This is a genomic window from Cryobacterium sp. MDB2-A-1, from assembly GCF_004402675.1.
GTDB classification, from domain to species: domain Bacteria; phylum Actinomycetota; class Actinomycetes; order Actinomycetales; family Microbacteriaceae; genus Cryobacterium; species Cryobacterium glucosi.
The window spans coordinates 47,708-66,164 of record NZ_SOFK01000038.1 but is presented as its reverse complement, the minus strand read 5'-3'; the positions used below and the strand labels follow the sequence as shown (position 1 = coordinate 66,164).

The 18,457-nt window shown below is 68.6% G+C and carries 14 protein-coding genes and 1 tRNA gene; 4 read left to right on the top strand and 11 right to left on the bottom strand.

Translation table 11 applies throughout. The features are described from left to right. Positions 1-1,623 (bottom strand): ABC transporter permease subunit, encoded by a 1,623-nt coding sequence (locus tag E3O39_RS15280; RefSeq protein WP_134448803.1) that lies wholly within the window; start codon positions 1,621-1,623, stop codon positions 1-3. Between the two features lie 173 nt (positions 1,624-1,796). Further along, positions 1,797-3,035 (bottom strand): extracellular solute-binding protein, encoded by a 1,239-nt coding sequence (locus E3O39_RS15275; RefSeq protein ID WP_134448826.1) that lies wholly within the window; start codon positions 3,033-3,035, stop codon positions 1,797-1,799. Between the two features lie 174 nt (positions 3,036-3,209). Here E3O39_RS15275 and E3O39_RS15270 point away from each other — a divergent pair, with 174 nt between their 5' ends. Both E3O39_RS15270 and E3O39_RS15265 read left to right on the top strand, forming a co-directional pair. Continuing rightward, complete coding sequence (locus tag E3O39_RS15270; protein WP_134448802.1) at positions 3,210-4,886, top strand: glycoside hydrolase family 13 protein; 1,677 nt, start codon at positions 3,210-3,212, stop codon at positions 4,884-4,886. A 149-nt stretch (positions 4,887-5,035) separates the two neighbouring features. Next, complete coding sequence (locus E3O39_RS15265) at positions 5,036-5,983, top strand: GTP pyrophosphokinase family protein (protein WP_241975298.1); 948 nt, start codon at positions 5,036-5,038, stop codon at positions 5,981-5,983. 36 nt (positions 5,984-6,019) lie between these two features. Here E3O39_RS15265 and E3O39_RS19770 read toward each other — a convergent pair whose 3' ends face one another. The 3 genes from E3O39_RS19770 to E3O39_RS15250 form a co-directional block, all read right to left on the bottom strand. Further along, positions 6,020-7,300, bottom strand: a complete 1,281-nt coding sequence (locus E3O39_RS19770; RefSeq protein ID WP_134448801.1) for a peptidoglycan DD-metalloendopeptidase family protein — start codon at positions 7,298-7,300, stop codon at positions 6,020-6,022. Between the two features lie 293 nt (positions 7,301-7,593). Continuing rightward, positions 7,594-8,424 (bottom strand): inositol monophosphatase family protein, encoded by an 831-nt coding sequence (locus E3O39_RS15255; RefSeq protein ID WP_134448800.1) that lies wholly within the window; start codon positions 8,422-8,424, stop codon positions 7,594-7,596. Between the two features lie 83 nt (positions 8,425-8,507). Further along, positions 8,508-8,592 (bottom strand) — tRNA-Tyr (locus E3O39_RS15250). Positions 8,593-8,760: 168 nt separating this feature from the next. Between E3O39_RS15250 and E3O39_RS15245 the strand changes: the two genes are divergently transcribed. Next, the gene (locus E3O39_RS15245) at positions 8,761-9,780 is read left to right on the top strand and encodes a LacI family DNA-binding transcriptional regulator (RefSeq protein ID WP_134448799.1); all 1,020 of its coding nucleotides are present in this window, start codon (positions 8,761-8,763) and stop codon (positions 9,778-9,780) included. Positions 9,781-9,915: 135 nt separating this feature from the next. Here E3O39_RS15245 and E3O39_RS15240 read toward each other — a convergent pair whose 3' ends face one another. The 5 genes from E3O39_RS15240 to E3O39_RS15220 form a co-directional block, all read right to left on the bottom strand. Beyond that, complete coding sequence (locus E3O39_RS15240) at positions 9,916-12,003, bottom strand: HlyD family efflux transporter periplasmic adaptor subunit (RefSeq protein ID WP_134448798.1); 2,088 nt, start codon at positions 12,001-12,003, stop codon at positions 9,916-9,918. Further along, complete coding sequence (locus tag E3O39_RS15235; protein WP_134448797.1) at positions 11,996-12,877, bottom strand: hypothetical protein; 882 nt, start codon at positions 12,875-12,877, stop codon at positions 11,996-11,998. Before E3O39_RS15235 ends, E3O39_RS15240 begins: the two co-directional genes overlap by 8 nt. A 103-nt stretch (positions 12,878-12,980) precedes the next feature. After that, entirely contained in the window at positions 12,981-14,213 is a 1,233-nt protein-coding gene (locus E3O39_RS15230; RefSeq protein WP_134448796.1) for an ABC transporter permease, read from the bottom strand. Continuing rightward, on the bottom strand, positions 14,210-15,004 hold the full coding sequence (locus E3O39_RS15225; RefSeq protein WP_304989794.1) for an ABC transporter ATP-binding protein: 795 nt from the start codon (positions 15,002-15,004) through the stop codon (positions 14,210-14,212). The genes E3O39_RS15230 and E3O39_RS15225 overlap by 4 nt, the downstream gene beginning before the upstream one ends. Further along, positions 14,997-16,211 carry an efflux RND transporter periplasmic adaptor subunit gene (locus E3O39_RS15220; RefSeq protein WP_134448795.1) on the bottom strand — a complete coding sequence of 405 codons (1,215 nt, stop codon included), beginning with the start codon at positions 16,209-16,211 and terminating at the stop codon, positions 14,997-14,999. Before E3O39_RS15220 ends, E3O39_RS15225 begins: the two co-directional genes overlap by 8 nt. A 171-nt stretch (positions 16,212-16,382) precedes the next feature. Between E3O39_RS15220 and E3O39_RS15215 the strand changes: the two genes are divergently transcribed. Continuing rightward, entirely contained in the window at positions 16,383-16,871 is a 489-nt protein-coding gene (locus E3O39_RS15215) for a YajQ family cyclic di-GMP-binding protein (RefSeq protein WP_134448794.1), read from the top strand. 123 nt (positions 16,872-16,994) lie between these two features. Here E3O39_RS15215 and E3O39_RS15210 read toward each other — a convergent pair whose 3' ends face one another. Then, positions 16,995-18,455, bottom strand: a complete 1,461-nt coding sequence (locus E3O39_RS15210) for an FAD-dependent oxidoreductase (protein ID WP_134448793.1) — start codon at positions 18,453-18,455, stop codon at positions 16,995-16,997. Between the last annotated feature and the right edge of the window lie 2 nt (positions 18,456-18,457).

Genomic DNA, 18,457 nt, shown 5'->3' with positions numbered 1-18,457 from the left:
TCAGTTCAACTCCTCTAGCGCCTTGGTCTGTTTGAAGCTGACGATCGACACGAGCGCGACCAGCAGGAAGATGATGATCGAGAACGCGCTCGCGAGCCCGTAGTCCCGGCTCGCGCCGACGAAGGCCACCTTGTAGACCATCGAGATCAGGATGTCGGTGGCCCCGACGTTCACGCCGGCCGTGACGTCTCGGGGACCGCCGCCGGTGAGCATGTAGATCAGGTTGAAGTTGTTGAAGTTGAACGCGAACGAGGAGATCAGCAGCGGCGCGACCGAGACGAGCAGCAGCGGGAGCTTGATCAGCCGGAACACCTGCCAGGGCCTCGCCCCGTCCACGGTCGCGGCCTCCTGGATCTCGGTCGGGATCGACTGCAGAGCCCCGGTGCAGACCAGGAACATGTACGGGAAGCCGAGCCAGAGGTTGACGAAGATGATGCTGAACTTCGCGAGCCATTCGTTGGTCAGCCAGGGGATGTCCGCCCCGCCGAAGAGCACCTGGTTCACGAAGCCGAATTGCGGGTTGAGCATGCCCGCCCAGACGAGGGCGGAGAGGAAGGCTGGGAAGGCGTACGGCAGGATCATCACCACCCGGTAGACGTTCCGTCCGCGCATCCGCAGGTCGTTGAAGACGATCGCGAGGAAGAGCCCGAGCCCGAACGTGGTCAGCACCGAGAGCAAGGCGAAGGCGAAGGTCCAGAGGGTGACGCTGATCAGCGGCCCGCGGATGGACTCGGAGCCGAAGGCGTGCACGAAGTTCGCGAAGCCCACCTCGACCTTCCAGCCGGGGAGCAGTTCCTCGCCGCTCGGCGCCACGAAGGAGCCGGTCTTGCCGTTGTCGGCGTAGACGACGCCGGTGCTGCTGTTCGTCATGGTGCCGTCGGCGGCGGAGTAGACCAGGTCGGAGACGTAGAGGTAAGCGCTCGACCCGTCGGGGGTGCGGAGGGACCCGTCGTTCGGGTCTTCCGAGACGGGGACGGAGAGCGCGGCGATCGCCTGCTGCTGGGCGACGATGTCGGCGAAGCGCAGCGACGTGTAACCGGCGAGGCCGGTGGCCTTGCCCGTGGCATCCGTCGTCGCGTCGGTGACGACCCGGAGGGGGCTCGTCGCCGAACCGACGCTGATGGTGCCGTCGGGGTCGGTGACGAGGAAGCTGAACTCGCCGGACTGTTCGAGCACGGTGAGGCCGTAGCTCGCGGAGTCGGGAACCCGCTCCTGCGAGGAGACGATGAGCGCGTTGACCGCGTCGGCCTTGGTGCTGTTGTGACCGGTGCCGTAGTTGGTGAAGGCGATGTAGCCGGAGTAGCCGATCACGAAGATCTGGAAGATGAGCAGGAAGATCAGCCCGGGCGCGAGGTACTTGGCCGGGAGCTTCTGGTGGCTGAAGTAGATCCAGTTGACGACCAGGGTGACGAAGGCGACGAGGCCGACGACGACCCAGTCCTGCTTCATCACGAGCACGAAGAGGGCGTAGACGCTGATCGCGTCGACGATGCCCAGAAGCACGATCTTGACGAGGAGCACCTTGACCCCGGCGGAGGCGGCCTCGGCGACCCGGGCGGCCCGCCGGGAGCGTTTCGTCTGCCGGAGCTGCGCCGCGTCCTGCTCGGTGCGTGGTGTGGTCATCGTCGTCCGCTTTCTCGGGTGCAGGTTGTGCTGGTGAGCGGATGCCCGTCCTCGGGGGACGGGGACGGGCATCCGTCGTGCTGTGGTGCTGTGGTGCTGTGGTGCTGTGGTGCTGTGGTGCTGTGGTGCTGTGGTGCTGTGGTGCTGTGGCGCTGTGGCGCTGTGGCGCTTCGTTACTTGATGGCGGTCTGGATGTCGGCGGTCATCTTCTGCCACAGGGCGACCGGGTCACCCTTCTGGGAGATGATCGCCGCTTCGGTGACACCCCAGAACTGCCAGACCTTGCCCATCTGCGGGATGCTCGGCATCGGGACGGCCGTGGCCGCAACCTTGCCGAAGCCGGCGGTGATCGGGTCGGAGCTGGCTGCCTCGAAGGCCGCGGTGTTGGCCGGAGCCCGCCCGCCGACCTTGTAGAGGGCGGTCTGGACCTTTTCGCTGCCGATGTAGTTGACCAGGAACTCGTTCGCGGCGAGGGCGTTCTTGCTCTTGGCGCTCACGACGAAGCCCTGCACGCCGACGAACGGCTGTGCGGTCTGGCCGCCGGCCGAGGGGATCGGGTCGACGGCGACGGTGATGCCGGCCTTCTGGGCGTCGGGGACGTTCCACGGGCCGGTGATCAGGAACGGCGAGGCCCCGGCGAGGAACTTCTCCTTGGCGATGTCGCTCGTGACGTTGAGGCTCAGGTTGCCTGCAGCGCCCTGGGCGCCGAGCCAGGTCGCGAAGCCCTCGCCACCGGCGTTGCCGATGGACAGGTCGTTCGCGTTGTAGCTGCCGTCGGCGTTGGTGCCGAAGACCGGGGCGCCGAAGGAGGTCTGGAACGGGTACAGGTGGTACGGGTCGGCGTCCGGGCCGAGCTGCACGAGGTACGGGAACTCGGTGCCGGCGGCCTTGCCCGCTGCGACCATGTCGTCATAGCTGGCGGGGGCGGCCGGGGCGAGCGCGGTGTTGCGGAGCAGCGCGATGTTCTCGATGGAGTACGGGACGCCGTAGGTCTTGCCCTCGACGCTCATCGCCGTGACCGCGACCTTCTGGTAGTTGGCGGCGGTGTCGCCGAGTTCGACCGGCTGCACGACGCCGTTGGCGACGAAGTTGCCGAGCCAGTCGTGGGCGGCGATCGTGATGTCCGGGCCCTTGTCGGTGGGGACCTGGGCGATGAACTCGTCCTGGATCTTGGTGAAGTCCTTCTGGACCAGCTTCACCTCGACACCGGTCTCCTGGGTGAACGCTGCGGCGGCATCCTTGAGCACGGGTGCGCGGTCGGCGTCGACCCAGACGGTCAGGCTTCCGGAGCCGGCGGCGGCCGTGGAGCTCGCTGTCGAGGCGGCCCCTCCGCCTGAACAGCCGGTCAGGGCCAGTGTTGCGGCGGCCAGTACGGCGCCGGCGGCAAGCAGGGCTTTCTTCTTCACCATCATTGGTGTGCCTCTCATAGAACGAACAAATAAAAGTGCAAGCGTTTACATGTTTAGTCGATCGACTGTTGATTGGCAATTCAAAGCACGATGGTATTTGAAAGTTTGTCGGAATCGTTTAAGCATAGATTTCTGCAAACGCTTTCATGAGGGATTCCATGCAGTAAAGTTTTCGTCATGACAGGCTCCGAATGGTGGCGTACCGCCGTTATCTACCAGATCTACCCGCGCTCGTTTGCTGACTCGAACGGCGACGGTATGGGCGACCTCGCCGGTATTACCAGCCGACTCCCGGCCCTGCGCGATCTCGGGATCGACGCGATCTGGCTTTCACCGTTCTATACGTCGCCCCAGCGCGACGCAGGCTACGACGTGGCCGACTACTGCGACGTCGATCCACTCTTCGGCACCCTCGACGATTTCGCCACCCTGCAGGCGACGGCGCACGATCTCGGCATCCGGGTCATCGTCGACCTCGTGCCCAACCACTCCTCGAGCGATCACCCCTGGTTCCAGGCCGCCCTCGCGGCCGGCCCAGGCAGCGAGGAGCGCGGGCACTACATCTTCCGCGACGGCAAGGGCGTCAACGGCCAGCTGCCGCCGAACAACTGGGAATCCGTCTTCGGCGGTCTCGCGTGGACCCGCGTCATGGAGGCCGACGGCACTCCTGGCCAGTGGTACCTGCACCTCTTCGACTCGAGCCAGCCGGACTTCGACTGGCAGAGCCCCTGGGTGCGCGCACAGTTCCGCGACGTGCTGCGCTTCTGGCTCGACCGCGGCGCCGACGGCTTCCGGGTCGACGTCGCACACGGCATGATCAAGGCCGCAGGCCTCCCTGACTACACTCCCCCCGCTGACGGCGGCAGCATGGGCGGAGCCACCGCGCTCGAGCCCGGCGTCGTCGCCGAGTCCGCCGCGACCGCCCCGTACTGGGCGCAGCCCGGAGTGCACGAGATCTACCGCGACTGGCGTCTCGTGCTCGACGAGTACCCCGGCGACCGGATCCTGGCCGCCGAGGCCTGGGTCGACCCGCTCAGCCACGTCGCCGAGTGGGTGCGCCCAGACGAGATGCACCAGGCCTTCAACTTCGCCTACCTCGAGACTCTCTGGGGCGGCCCAGCCCTCCGCCGCGTCATCGACGATTCCCTCGCCGCGTTCAGCGCGGTCGGGGCGCCGAGCACCTGGGTGCTCTCCAACCACGACGTGGTCCGGCACGCTTCGCGCCTCGCGCTGACGGGCGACAACCTGCAGGGTCACGGCATCGGCCCGAAGACGGTCGGCCTTCCCGATACCGTCGTCGGCCTGCGTCGCGCGCGGGCGGCATCCGCCCTCATGCTCGCCCTGCCCGGCTCGAGCTACCTGTACCAGGGCGAGGAGCTCGGCCTGCCCGAGGTCGTCGACCTGCCGGACACCGCTCGCGAGGACCCGACCTGGTTCCGTACCAACGGTGAACGCTACGGCAGGGACGGATGCCGCGTGCCGCTGCCCTGGGTCGGCTCTGCGCCGTCCTACGGTTTCGGCCCGACCGCGGCCAGCTGGTTGCCGCAGCCGGCCATCTGGGGCGAACTCGCCCGCGACGTGCAGGAAGGCGTGCCAACGTCGACCCTCGAGCTCTACAAGCTCGCCCTCAGGCTCCGCAAGGAGCACGGCCTCGGGCTCGGTTCGGTGTCCTGGCTGAACGGGCTGGACGGGCTCGGTGACGCGGTCGTGGCGTTCACGAACGGCAGCGTGACCGTTGTCGCGAACACGGGGGCGGCATCCGTCACGCTGCCCGCCGGCGAGGTGCTGCTCGCGAGCGAACCGCTCACGGGACGCACCCTGCCCGGCGACACCACGGCCTGGCTGCGCGCCTAGCTCCACCCTCCCTCAGCTGAGGTGTCGCATATCGATGTTCGCGACCCGCGCGAACATCGATATGCGACACCTCAGCGGCTGCCGTTCAGCCCCGAAGTGGGAGGATTGAGGGAGCGGCGCCGATTGGGAGCCCGTAGAAGGAGCACACCGTGACCGCCCCACAGACCGACAGCGTCGCCGGCATCCAGCAGAGCACGGATACCGACCTGGTCGCGCAGGAGAGCACGGATACCGACCTCGTCGTCGAGTCCGGTTCAGGGCCAGGAACCCGGTCTGGGGCTCGCGCAGTGTCCCGTGCAGGAGCCTACGTCGAGACACACGCGGAAACACACGCTGAGATGCAGGCCGAGAGCGACGCCGAGAAGGCGCGCCACCATGAGATCAAGACCGAGCTCACCCGCTTCATGATGTCCTACAAGTTCGCGACCGACGAGATGATGACGAAGATCAACATCCTCAAGGAAGAGTTCGCGTCCATCCACGACTACAGCCCGATCGAGCATGTCAGCTCGCGGATCAAGTCGCCGGAGGGGATCCTGAACAAGGCTCTCCGCAAGGGCTGCCCGCTCGACCTCGAGGACATCCGCCGGCAGATCCAGGACATTGCGGGCATCCGGGTCACCTGCAGCTTCATCTCCGACACCTACCGGGTGCTCGACATGCTGACCAGCCAGGAAGACGTCACCGTCCTCGAGGTCAAGGACTACGTCGCCGCCCCCAAGTCGAACGGCTACAAGAGCCTGCATCTGATCGTGGCGATCCCGGTGTTCATGTCCGACCGGGTCGAGCCGGTCACCGTCGAGATCCAGATCCGCACCGTCGCGATGGATTTCTGGGCGAGCCTCGAGCACAAGATCTTCTACAAGTACCGCGGCGTCGTGCCGGCGAACCTCGTCGCCGAGCTCAAAGAGGCGGCGGATGTCGCCAATCGCCTGGATATCCAGATGGAACGCCTGCACAACCAGGTCGTCGCCCTCGAACCCACGGTGCGGGCAGGGGACGACCTTCTGAGCATCGCCGGACTCACCCCGTTCGCGCTGCCGACGAGCCTGCTCGAAGCCATCGATCGCGGCCGCACGAGCGACGCCACCGACTAGCGCCACCGGCTGGCGCCACCGGGCGCGCGGCGGGCTCTAGTTCGTGTTGGCGCGGAGCCAGACGAGCGGGTCGACGTGGACGCCGTCCTTGCCGCCGAGGCGGATCTCGAAGTGCAGGTGCGGGCCGGTGGACATTCCGGTGTTACCGACCTTGCCGATGACCTGGCCGACCTTGACGACGTCGCCGGTCTTGAAGAGCATCGAGCCGTGGATCATGTGCGCGTAGACGCTCGAGACGACCTTGCCGTCGATGACGTGGTCGATGATCATATGCACGCCGAGGCTGCCTTCGCCGTCTTCGGTGAAGCTCACGACGCCGTCGGCGATGGACTGGATCGGGGCGCCGATGCCGGGGTTGAAGTCCTGGCCCTGGTGGTCAGCGGAACAGCCGGCGCAGTTGCGATAACCGAACCGGTCGCCGATGTGCACGCCGACCGCGAAGGGCCACTGGATCGTGCCGTTCGGGTTGTTGGTGAAGGTCGCTTCCATGCGGATGCCGCTCGCCGCTGCGACCTCGGCGATCGACTTCGATTCGAAGCCGTCACGCGTGACGGAAATCGTGTCCGTGCCGCCGTCCATGCTGAGCGTCTGGGCCGGCTCGGCCGGTGAGGTCTGCGTGGAGAGCCGGGCGGCGGCCTGCACGTCGGCCGAGGAGAGCAGCGCCTCGGCGGGAAGCGATGTCGACACGGCCATCAGGGCGACGAAGGCCATGGCGACGACCGTGACGCCCGTCGTGGCGAGGCGGCGCAGCTTCGGTGCCGGCCGCTGGGACGGCGCCTGGACGGCGGGTCGCTGGGTCGACTGCTTCATCGTGCCGCTGCGGAGTGCCCGAGAGGCGGTCCGCGACCCGGTCCGAGACGGGCGGACCGGCTGGCCGCCGTCGTCCAGGGCCCGGATCGCCCCGGCGGCACCGTGGCCGGACTTCGCGGCGCGAACCTGGGACCTGGTCGGCAGGGGGATCGAGGTGGTCGGCGTCCCGGCATCCGTCAGGAGCTGGTCGAGGTCGGTCACGGGTGCGTCTGCGGCGGCCGGGGCAGCAATCAGGCGGTCGGTGTCGTTGACCGTCACGGCGGCGAGTTCGGGTTCGGCGAGTTCATCGGCGAGAACCTGCACGGCGTCGGCGCTGAGTTCGATCGGCCGCGCGGCGTTCGGAACGGCGGGAACGGCGAGTGCGTCGGCTGCTGCGGCGCGGTGTGCAGCGGCCAGGGGTGTCGCGGCGAGGCGTTCCTGCTCGCGCAGTTCCCGGCGGGTCAGTGCGGCCGGATGCACGGGCACAGCCTGCTGGACGGGCTGCGCCGGAGCGGAAGAATCGGTCACTGCCGGGCTTCCAGAGTCACTCGCGGCACGCGCGCGTTCACGCGGTGTGGAGGAGTGAGAAGACAAAGTCGGGTGAATTCTTTCGGCGGGGCTGACAGTGGCGAGAGAGTGGTCGTCTTGGCCTGGCCAAAGTAACGAATCACTACAGGCTAACCCGCGAGGCCCGAATATTCCATTCCTGTGCACGTAATGACACCCCAAAACGGGGTATTTTGCCGTCACTATTGGGGGCGCTGTTTCGGCCGGATTTCCGCTGTCACCCCGGCATCGGCGGGCATCCGGCGGCCGACGCGTCACCGTTCCTGAGAACTCATGAATTCGCTGAAGAGTGGGGCCAGTATCGGCTCGAAGTCGGCGTACAGGTCGGGTGCCCCTGCGATCAGGAGGTCGATTCCCTCCCGGTCCTCGCCGAAGGCTCCGACGCGCGCGCCGGCCTCGCGGGCGACGAGCGCGCCAGCGGCCTGGTCCCACGGGTTGAGCCCGCGCTCGTAGTAGAGGTCGAGGCGCCCCGCGGCAACCGAACAGAGGTCGAGCGCGGCCGAACCGATCCGGCGGATGTCCCGTACCCGGCCGATGAGGCCGTGTACGACGTTCGCCTGCCGCAGCCGCATGGCCGCCCGGTAGGAGAACCCGGTTCCGACCAGTGCGAGGTTGAGGGGAACGCCGGTCTTGACCTGGAGCCTGCTGCCGTTGAGGTGTGAGCCGCCGCCCGCCGAGGCCGTGAAGAGTTCGCCGAGCGCCGGGTTGAAGACGGCGCCGGCCACGGTCGTCCAGGTGGCCGGGTCGCCGCCCTCGACGACGGCGACGCTGACGCCCCAGGCGGGGATCCCGTAGAGGAAGTTGACCGTGCCGTCGATCGGGTCGACGACCCAGGTCAGGCCGGAGGTGCCGGGGGTCGCCGCGGATTCCTCGCCGAAGAAGCCGTCATTCGGCCGCGCCTCGGCGAGCAGCGCGCGGATCAGGTTCTCGGTCTCCCGGTCTGCGAAGGTGACGATATCCTCCGGCGAGGACTTGGACGCGGCCACCTCGACACCCTCCGCGCGTCGCCGCGCGGCCAGCTCCCCCGCGACGAGCGCGGTGTCCTTGGCGAGGCGGAGCAGTTCGGTCGGGGCGGGAGCAGTCATGGTTCCACGGTAGATGACGCAGGGGAGAGCCGGGAAGGAGACGCAAAAACCCCCGGAAACACGGGGTTTCCGGGGGCATTGGGTGGTGGCAAGTGAGGGATTCGAACCCCCGAAGTCTACGACGGCTGATTTACAGTCAGATCCCTTTGGCCACTTGGGTAACTTGCCATTGCGCACCCGACCATGTGAAACCACCTGACCGGAGACGCTCAGACAGAATACAAGGGAATTGCCCCCGTGCGAAATTGCGTCCGGAACCGTCGCTGACGGCTGGCGGATGCGCCCGCTCGATATGATCGCTGAAGGGCCATTTCCCCCTGACTTGTGAGGAGCCGCATGGTCGGCATCGACGACGTCGCCCGCCAGGCGGGCGTGTCCACAGCGACGGTGTCCCGCGCCCTGAGCGGCAACGGGCATGTCTCCCCGGCCACCCGGCTCCGGGTCGAGACCGTTGCGGGGGAACTCGGCTACGTCGTGTCCTCGAACGCCTCGAGCCTCGCATCCGGTCGGATGAAGAACATCGGCGTCGTCGTGCCGTTCCTCGACCGCTGGTTCTTCTCCAATGTCGTCGAGGGCGCGCAGAAGGCGCTGCTCCGCGGCGGTTTCGACCTCACCCTCTACAGCCTCGCCGGGGACTACGACGAACGCCGCAGCGTCTTCGAGCACTTCCTGCTGCGCCAGAGAGTGGATGCCGTCATCGCGGTCTCCCTCGAGCTGAGCCCGGATGAGGTGGCCCGGTTGCACGCGCTCAAGAAGCCGCTCGTCGGCATCGGCGGTCCGATCCCCGGGGTGCGTACCCTCACGATCGACGATGTCGCCGTCGCCCGTCTCGCGACCGAGCACCTGCTCGCGCTCGGGCACACCCGGATCGCGCATATCGGCGGCAACCTCGAGCTCGACCTCGACTTCCACCTGCCGACGAACCGGCGGCTCGGCTACGAGCTCGCGCTGACCGGCGCGGGCATCACGCCGACGCCCGCCCTGTTCCAGGCGGCGGACTTCACGGTCCGCGGCGGGTACCAGGCCGCGAAGCAGTTGCTCGGCAACCCGCACGAGCGTCCCACCGCGATCTTCGCCGCGTCGGACGAAATGGCGATCGGCAGCATCCTCGCCGCGCGCGACCTCGGGCTGGTCCTGCCGCGGGACGTCTCCGTGGTCGGGACGGACGACCACGACCTCGCCGACTTCTTCGGGCTGACCACGATCGCCCAGTTCCCGCAGTGGCAGGGAGACAAGGCCGTCGAGATCCTGCTCGACGAGCTGCAGCCGGGAAAGCACGACCCGGTCGGACTCGACACCGCCATCCCGTTCGAGCTGATGGTGCGGTCGAGCACCGCCCGCCCGGCCCAGGGCTGAACCTCACCCGTTCGCGCCCCGCGTCGAATCCACCGCCGCCCCCGTTCCGAATTCAGGAGTTGCGCCCGGCTGAACCGGTTTTCTGACCGGTTCTGGCCGGAATCCGAGGCCGTCTCCTGAATTCGGAACGCGGGCTCAGCCCTGGGGCGGGGTGCCACCGCTGAAGCCGCTGAAGTCGCCGGATGGCGGGCCGCCCTGGAAATCGGTGCTGCTTCCACTGCTCGAACCGCCGAGGCTGGTGAGGCTCGAGCTCGTGTCGGCCGCGGTCCCCGGGATCGCGTCGTCCAGGTCGGCGAGGATCACGACGTCGCCGGCCACGAGGCCGGAGTCGATCTCGGTGAGCTCGGTGCCGACCGCGCCGACCGTGACCGTCGTCGAGGTGGAGGTACCGGCGACGAGCAGGTCGACGGTGTATGCCGAGCCGTCGCGGTGCACGGCAGAGGTCGGCACGGTGAGCACGGCATCCGTGCTCTCGATCGCGACCGTGACCTGGGCGGAGGCCCCCGTCAGGATTGTGGCGTCCGTCGCGTCGACGGCGAGGGTGACCGCATATTTCGGCGTCGACGACGTCGAGACGTTCAGGATGCCGATGGAGCTGACGACCCCGGTCAGTTCCGTTCCCGTCGTGGCGAGTTCGATCTTCGCGGTCTGGCCGACCTCGAGGCTCGCGACGCTCGCGAGGGACACGGTCGAGTCGATGACGTAGCCGTCATTGCCGAGGATCGTGATGACGGCGGTGGTCGACGCCGCCGAGACGGTGTCGCCGGCAAGGATCGCCACCGCGGCGACGGTTCCGGCGTACGGGGTCGTGAGGGTGGCGAGGGTGGCCTGCTTCTGGGCGATGGCGAGCTGAGCCCCTGCCGCGGCGATGTCGGCCCGGTCGGCGACGATCGTCTCGGCCGAGGCGACCGTCGTCGTCGCCGTCGAGCCCGTGCCGGCTCCGGAGATGGTTCCGGTCGTCCCGGTGGTTCCGGTGGCGGTGGACGTGGTGCCCGCGGTTGCTGCTGTACCCGTTGTCGTGCCGGTCGCACCCGTTGTCGTGCCGGTGCCGGTGGCTCCCGTGGTCCCGGTTGAGCTTCCGGTCGTCGCGGTCGTCGTGGCGGCATTCGCCGCCGTGACGGCGTCGGTGAGGCCGGTGACGGCGGAGTTCAGCGCGGTCACGAGCGTCAGCACGTCCTGCTGGGCCGTGTCGACGGTCTTCTGGCCGGCGAGGACCGCGGTGATGGCGGTCTGGCAGGCGGCCAGGTCGGCCTTCGCGGCGGCGAGTCGCTCGGCGGCGGTCGCAGGGTCAGCGGTCGCCGTCGGGGTCGCCGTCGGGGTCGGGGTCGGGGTGGCGGTGGGCGAGGCATCCGTCGTGGCGGTGATCGTGTCGGTCGCGCTCGTGTCGGTCGTCGCGGCGTCGTCGAGTGCCGCGTCGATGAACGGCTTGCAGGTCTCGTCGGTCGAGGCCATGGTCGCGTCGCTCGCGGCGAGCGCCGTCTGGGCATCGGTGTATTTCGCGAGGAGCGCCGCCTGGGCTGCGGTGACCGCGGTCACGGCCGCCGTCACGGCCGCGTTCGAAACGGTCGGGGTCGAGCCGGTCGACGCTCCCGTCGTTCCCGAGCTCGTGTCCGTGGTGCCCCCGGACACTGAAGCCGCCGACGAGGACCCGGTCGCGACGGCCGTAGACGACGTCGACGACGTCGCGGTGGTCGCGGTTGTCGCGGTGGCGGTCTGGGAGTCGAGGTCGTCGGTGAGGGTCTGCTCGGCTGCGGTGACGGTCTCCTCCGCCTTCGTGACCGCGGCGGCCAGATCCGTGGCGTCGAGGGTCGCGAGGGTCTGACCGGCGGTCACGATGGCCCCGACCGCGACGTCGACCGTCGCGACGGTCCCGCCGACGGAGAAGGCGGCATCCTTCCTGGTGGTCGGTGCGACGGTCCCGGTGACGGCGAGCGACTGGCTCACCGTTCCCGTTGCGGCGACGACGGTGCGGAAGTTGCCGCTGTCCGTGCGGTTCATCGCGTAGACGACCCCGCCGCCCGAGGCGCAGAGCACGGCGGTGACCGCGCCGAGGGCAATCAGGCGCCGGCGGCGCTTCACGACGGCCTTCGCCGATCGGGCCGTCCTGACGGATTTCGCGGTCGCAGGCGAAGCCCCGGCTGCGGCCGCTGCGGCTGCGGCTGCGGCTGCCGCAGCCTCCGCGCGGGCCGCCTTGCGGGAGGCGCCGAAGGGAGTCCTACTCATTGGAGGTGCTCCCGCTCGGACGGGTTCCGCCGCCGAAGCCCGACCGCGAGACGCAGCCGTCCGCGGTGGCGGTCGAGATCTTCAGGGCGGTCGCGGCGAAGCCGCCGCTCGTGTCCGAGGCGCCGGTCGCCACGGCGCACGCGCCGACGACGAGGGCGCTCGAGTCGGAGGCGACCGTATTGAGGTACGTGGTCGTGGACGCGACGGTGACCGCGGTCGAGGTCGTGTCCGTGCCTCCCATGCCAACGGCGTCGATGGTGATCGAGTCGGCGGTGACCGCGGTCACGAGTCCGCTGACCGGGAAACCTCCTGTCATCCCGCCCGGGGCGCCGGTGGCGCCGTCGGTCGGCATGTCCGTCGGCATGTCAGTCGGCATATCGGTCGGTGCGGTCCCATCGGGGGCACCGCTCGGCATGGTGCCGTCGGCCCCGCCCGTTCCGCCCGCGCCGACACCGCGGTTGCCCGTCGTGCAGGCTCCATCCACCGCGTCGGTCACGGTCACGCTCGTCGCGGCGGTGGCCACCGTCGTACCGCTCGCCGCGGTGAAGCCGGAGACGGAGACGCAACGGCCGACGGAGACATCCGTCAGGGCGCCCGTCACGGTCGCAGTGATCGTCGTCGCGGCCGTGTACGACACGGCGGTCTGGGTGCTGGAATCCTGAACCTGCAGGATGCCGGCGGCAACGGAGGCGATGGTGCCGGTGATGCCCCCGTCTCCCTGCCCCCCAGCCGAGGCCGCCGGGGCTGACGAGGCGGCCGGGACCGCGGCCGTGCTCGCCCCCGCGGCGCAGCCGGTCAGGAGGAGCACTCCGCCGAGGGCGAGAAGAACTCCGAAGTTGGTGGCGAAACGGGTGGTCGGTCGAGTGCGGGTCATGAGGTCTCCAATGGACGTGGAACGGTGGCTGAAGCGGATGCCCGGGGCCGGTTCTGCCTGCCGGGCGAGTCGTGCGGGGCGTGGGTTCGGTTGACGCGCATGGCTACTCGCTCCTGAGCGCATCGATCGGCGCGAGCTTGGCCGCCCGGGTGGCGGGGTAGACCCCGAAGACGATGCCGATGGCGATCGCCACGCCGATGGACAGCCCGACCGCGAGCGGGGACACCACGATCGAGCTTCCGATCACCGCGGGCAGGGTCAGGGCGGCAACGACGCCGATCACGGCACCGAGGATTCCGCCGGACAGCCCGAGGATGGCGGCCTCGATCAGGAACTGGCGCCGGATCGCCCACGGTGGGGCGCCGAGCGCCTTGCGGAGGCCGATCTCCCTGGTGCGCTCGGAAACCGAGACGAGCATGATGTTCATCACGCCGATGCCGCCGACGAGGAGCGACAGCCCGGCGACGCCGGTGAGGAGGATCGTCAGGGTCTGATAGACCGCTGTCGCGGTGCTGACCAGGGCGTCCTGGCTGCTGATGGTGAAGTCGGCGTCGTCCGTCGAGGAGATCGAGTGCAGGTTGAGCAGGAGCGCGTCGGCCTCCTGGTACGCGGCGGACAGTTGCGTGTCCGAGGCGGCCTGCAGGTAGATCGTCGACACCGCATTGCTCGAGGTGCCGCCGACGAGGGCGGTGGCCGCCGTGCTGAACGGCACGATGGCCACGTCGTCGAGGTTGCTCGAGGAATCCGAGCCCGCCGTGGCGAGCACGCCGACCACCTGGAAGGTCTTGTCGCTGATCACGACGGACTGGCCGACCACGTTCTGGGTGCCGAAGAGTTCGTCGGCGGTCTCCGAGCCGAGCACGACGACCGCTGCGGAGGCATCCGCCTGGGCCTGGGTGAAGAAGGAGCCGCGGGCGAGGGTGCGCTGCCGCACCGAGGTCCACGCGGTCGTGGTTCCCGTGACCGTCGTCGTCCAGTTGGTGTCATTGGCCGTCAGCGAGAGCGAGGTGGTGCTCTCCGGGGCGACCCCGGAGATGTCGGGGGCGTTCACGGTGGAGCTGAGGGCCTCGGCGTCCTTGATCGTGAGTGTCGCGCTCGTGCCGAAGCCGCCGCGGGTTCCCGTTGTGCTCGTGCTGCTGCCGGGGGCGACGATGAGCAGGTTGCTGCCGAGGGAGCTGATCTGGGCGCTGACGTCGAGCTGGGTGCCGAGGCCGAGGCCGACGGTCAGGATGACCGCGGCGATGCCGATCAGGATCCCGAGGATCGTGAGCATCGAACGCAGGGCGTGGGAGTAGACGGCGCTCCAGCTGGTGCGGAAACTCTCCATCCAGGTCATGCCGCATTCACCTCGTCCCTGATGATGGCGCCGTCCTTGACCCAAACGATGCGGCGGGCGCGCTGGGCGACCTCGAGTTCATGGGTGATCAGGACGATCGTGCGGCCGAGGGCGTTGAGTTCGTCGAACAGGGTGAGCACGTCGCGGGTCGACACCGAGTCGAGGTTTCCGGTCGGTTCGTCGGCGAGGATCATGGTCGGTTCCCCGACGAGGGCCCTGGCGACGGCGACGCGCTGCTGCTGGCCGCCGCTCATCTCTCCAGGCTTGTTGTCGAGGCGGTCGCCGAGGCCGACGCGTTCGAGGGCGCGGCTCGCGCGCTTCCTGCGTTCCTCGCGCGGGACGTGCCCGTAGACGAGCGGAAGTTCGACGTTGCGCCAGGCCGGGAGCGAGGACAGCAGGTTGAAGCCCTGGAAGACGAAGCCGATCTGCTGGTTGCGCACGCTCGCGAGTTCGATCTCGTCGAGCTCCTCGACGTCGGTGCCGCCGAGGCGGTACTGGCCGCGGGTGAGGGTGTCGAGGCAGCCGAGGATGTTCATGATGGTGGATTTCCCGGAGCCGGACGGCCCCATGATGGCGACGTACTCGCCCTCGTGGATGGCGAGGTTGATCCCTTTCAGTGCTTCGAATTCGATGGTGCCGGACCTGTAGGTCTTTCCGGCGTCGATGAGCTCGATGACGGGGCCTGCGGCATCCGCTTCGAGCACCCACGGGTGGGCGGGCAGGGCTGCGGACGGTACCGCCGCCTGGGGCGCGGGCAGGGGGGCGAACGGGTTCGCGAGCGGCTCAACCACCGTTCGACCCGTTTCCCTGGGTCATTCCGCCGGAGGGCGGGCCGCCGGACGGGAATCCGCCGCTGCCGCCGCTCTGCCGGTCGGTCGTCGAGCCGCTGTTGCCGGAGCCAGGGGTGAATGTCACGACCACGACTTCGTCGCCCTCCGCGATCCCGGTGAGGATCTCGGTGACGTTGCCGACGGTCTCGCCGACGGTGACGGTCGTCGCAACCGCGGTGCCGGAGGCGTCGAGGGTCTTCACCGTGGAGACGCCGTCCGCGGTCGTGACCGCGGCGCTCGGGACGGTGAGCACGTTGGTGCGACGCTCGTAGACGATTTTGGCCGTGACGGCGACGCCGTCGTAGAGGCCGTCGGGGTCGCCGGTGACGGCGACGACGACGGGGTAGGTGACCGCTCCGGAGGTCGTCGACGGCAGGATGCCGACGGACTGCACGGTTCCGAAGAACGCGGTGCCGTCGTCGAGGGAGAGTTCGACCTGGTCGTTGACCGCGACGTTCGCGATGTCCGACTCGCCGATGGCGAGGGAGAGCGACCACGAGTCTGTTCCGACGATACTGAAGTCGGCCGTGCTCGTCGAGGTCGAGGCAGTCGAGGCGGTCGTGGCTCCCCCTGCCCCAGAACTGCCCGAGCTGCCCGAGGAGATCACGTCGCCGACGGCGACGTTGACCGCGGTGACGAGGCCGGCGGCGGGGGCGGTGAGGGTCGCACCGGCGACTGCGGCCTGCGCGGTCACGACGGCGGCCTCGTCGACGGCGACGGATGCCGTCTGGGCCGCGATCTGAGCGACGGCAGCGGCGGTTCCGTCGCTGTCGCTCACGCTCGTGGCGAGTTTCGCCTTCGCGGTCGCGAGCGTCGCCTGCGCTTCGAGCACGGCGGCGTCGAGGCTGAGCGTGTCGACGGTTGCGAGCACCTGGCCAGCGGTCACGGTGGTCCCCGCGACGACCGGCACGGCCGTGACGGTACCGGACACGGCGAAGCTGACCGAGTCGTTCACGGTCGGGGTCGCGGTGCCGTCGCTGTCGACGGTCTTCTGCATGGTCGTCAGGCTCGCTGCGGTGGTGATGGGAGCGGCGACCGTGGACTTGGTGTTCGCCGGAACGGCGAATCCGAACCAGTAGATGCTGCCGCCCGCGAGGGCGAGCACGATGACGCCGGCAACCACCCAGGTTCGTGGGCGGATGTGCGTGAGAAACTGTGGCCGTTTCATGGTCTCCTCGATAGCTCGTGCGCGGCTTCTGACTGCCGCGTCGGCAACGGTACGCAGCAGGGCTATGGCCGCGGCCTCCAGCGGCTATCAGTTCCCGATGAGCCCGGCATGCCCGGTGCGTGAGCCGGTGTGCGGATGCCGGGCGAAGCATCCGCCGATAACATTGCTGTCATGGCAGACTCAACGTTCGACATCGTCAGCAAGGTCGACCCGATGGAGGTCGACAACGCCCTCAACCAGGCCCACAAGGAAGTCGCGCAGCGCTACGACTTCAAGAACGTCGGCGCCTCGATCGAGATGAGCGGCGAGAAGGTGCTCATGAAGGCGAACTCGGAGGAGCGTGTCAAGGCGATCCTCGAAGTCTTCGAGTCCAAGCTCATCAAGCGCGGCATCTCGCTGCGCAGCCTCGACGCGGGCGACCCGTACGCCTCCGGCAAGGAATTCCGGATCGAGGCCTCGATGAAGGCCGGCATCGACCAGGAGAACGCGAAGAAGATCGGCAAGATCATTCGCGACGAGGGCCCCAAGGGCGTCAAGAGCCAGATCCAGGGCGATGAGCTGCGCGTGAGCTCGAAGAGCCGCGACGACCTGCAGGCCACGATGGCGCTGCTCAAGGGCAAGGACCTCGACGTCGCCCTGCAGTTCGTCAACTTCCGGTAGGCATCGGGGCATCCTTGTGACGCCGTTCCACAATATGGCGCTGATGAGCCCGGACACCACCGCAGCGGACGTCGACGCCCACCTCGCCGTGTTCGGCGAGGTGGGCAGCGAACTGCTCGGATTCTAGGCCGAGGCGGTCACTGCTGCTGGCGCGACGGCGCGGGAGATGGCGACCATCTCGTCGCGCGGCACGACCTTGATCCGCACCCGACCCTCGGCCGCGCCGAGCGCCTGCTCGTGCTGGTCGAGGCGGTGCCAGCCGTCGAGGTTCGTGTAGTCGACACCGCGTTCCTCGAGGAGCGCGACGACGCTCTCCTCCGACGGGGATTCGGGCCGCCACCAGTTGCCGAGATCGTTGATCAGGTGCCGCACGGTCTCCATCGCGTCGGACTTGGTGTGCCCGATCAGGCCGACAGGCCCGCGCTTGATCCACCCGGTCGCGTACACGCCGTAGAGCTGCTGGTTGGCGCTCCCCGCACCGGACGACGGGTCGCCCTTGGAGAGCACCTGCCCCTCGCGGTTCGGGATCACGCCGTGCTTCTTGTCGAACGGCACCCCGGGCAGCGGCGAGCCGAAGTACCCGACCGCGCGGTACACGGCCTGCACCGGCAGCTCGCGGATCTCCCCCGTGCCCACGACGCCGCCCTGGCCGTCCGGCGCTGTGCGTTCGTAGCGGATGCCGCCGACCCGGCCTGTGCCGTCGTCGATGAGTTCTAGGGGCTTGGCGAAGAAGTGCAGGTGCAGCCGGCGGCTCGCGCCCGCCTGCGGGTCCTCGGCGAGCTTGTGGGCGCGTTCGCGCCATTTGCCGAGCACCTTGTCGATCACGAACACCTGCTTGTTGCTCGCAACGGCGGCGCGCGCGGCGTCGTCGTAGTCGAAGTCCTCGTCGTAGACGACGATGTCGACGTCGGGCAGTTCGCCGAGCTCACGCAGTTCGAGGGGCGTGAACTTCACGGATGTCGGTCCGCGACGCCCGAAGATGTGCACGTCGGTCACGGGTGAGGCCTTGAGCCCGTCGTAGACGTTCGCCGGGATCTCGGTGGGCAGCAGGTCGTCCGCGTGCTTCGCGAGGATCCGAGCCACGTCGAGGGCCACGTTTCCGTTGCCGATCACGGCGACCTGCTTCGCTTCGAGCGGCCAGGTGCGCGGGTAGTCGGGGTGGCCGTCGAACCAGCTCACGAACTTGGCGGCGCCGTAGGAGCCGACGAGGTCGATGCCGGGGATCCTGAGGTCGGCGTCGCGCACGGCGCCGGTCGCGAAGATGACCGCGTTGTAGTGCTTCCTGAGGTCGTCGAGCGTGATGTCGACCCCGAAGCGCACGTTTCCGAAGATGCGGATGTCGCCGCGGTCGAGCACGTCGCGCAGGGCGGTGATGATGCCCTTGATGCGGGGGTGGTCCGGCGCGACCCCGTAGCGTACGAGCCCGTACGGCGCGGGGAGGTGGTCGAACAGGTCGATCGAGACCTCGAAGTTGCGTTCCGCCTTGAGCAGGATATCCGCGGCGTAGATGCCGGCCGGCCCTGCCCCGACGATCGCCAGGCGCAGCTTCGCGGGTTGCTGGTCGGTGGGGCGCTTCTCGGTCATGA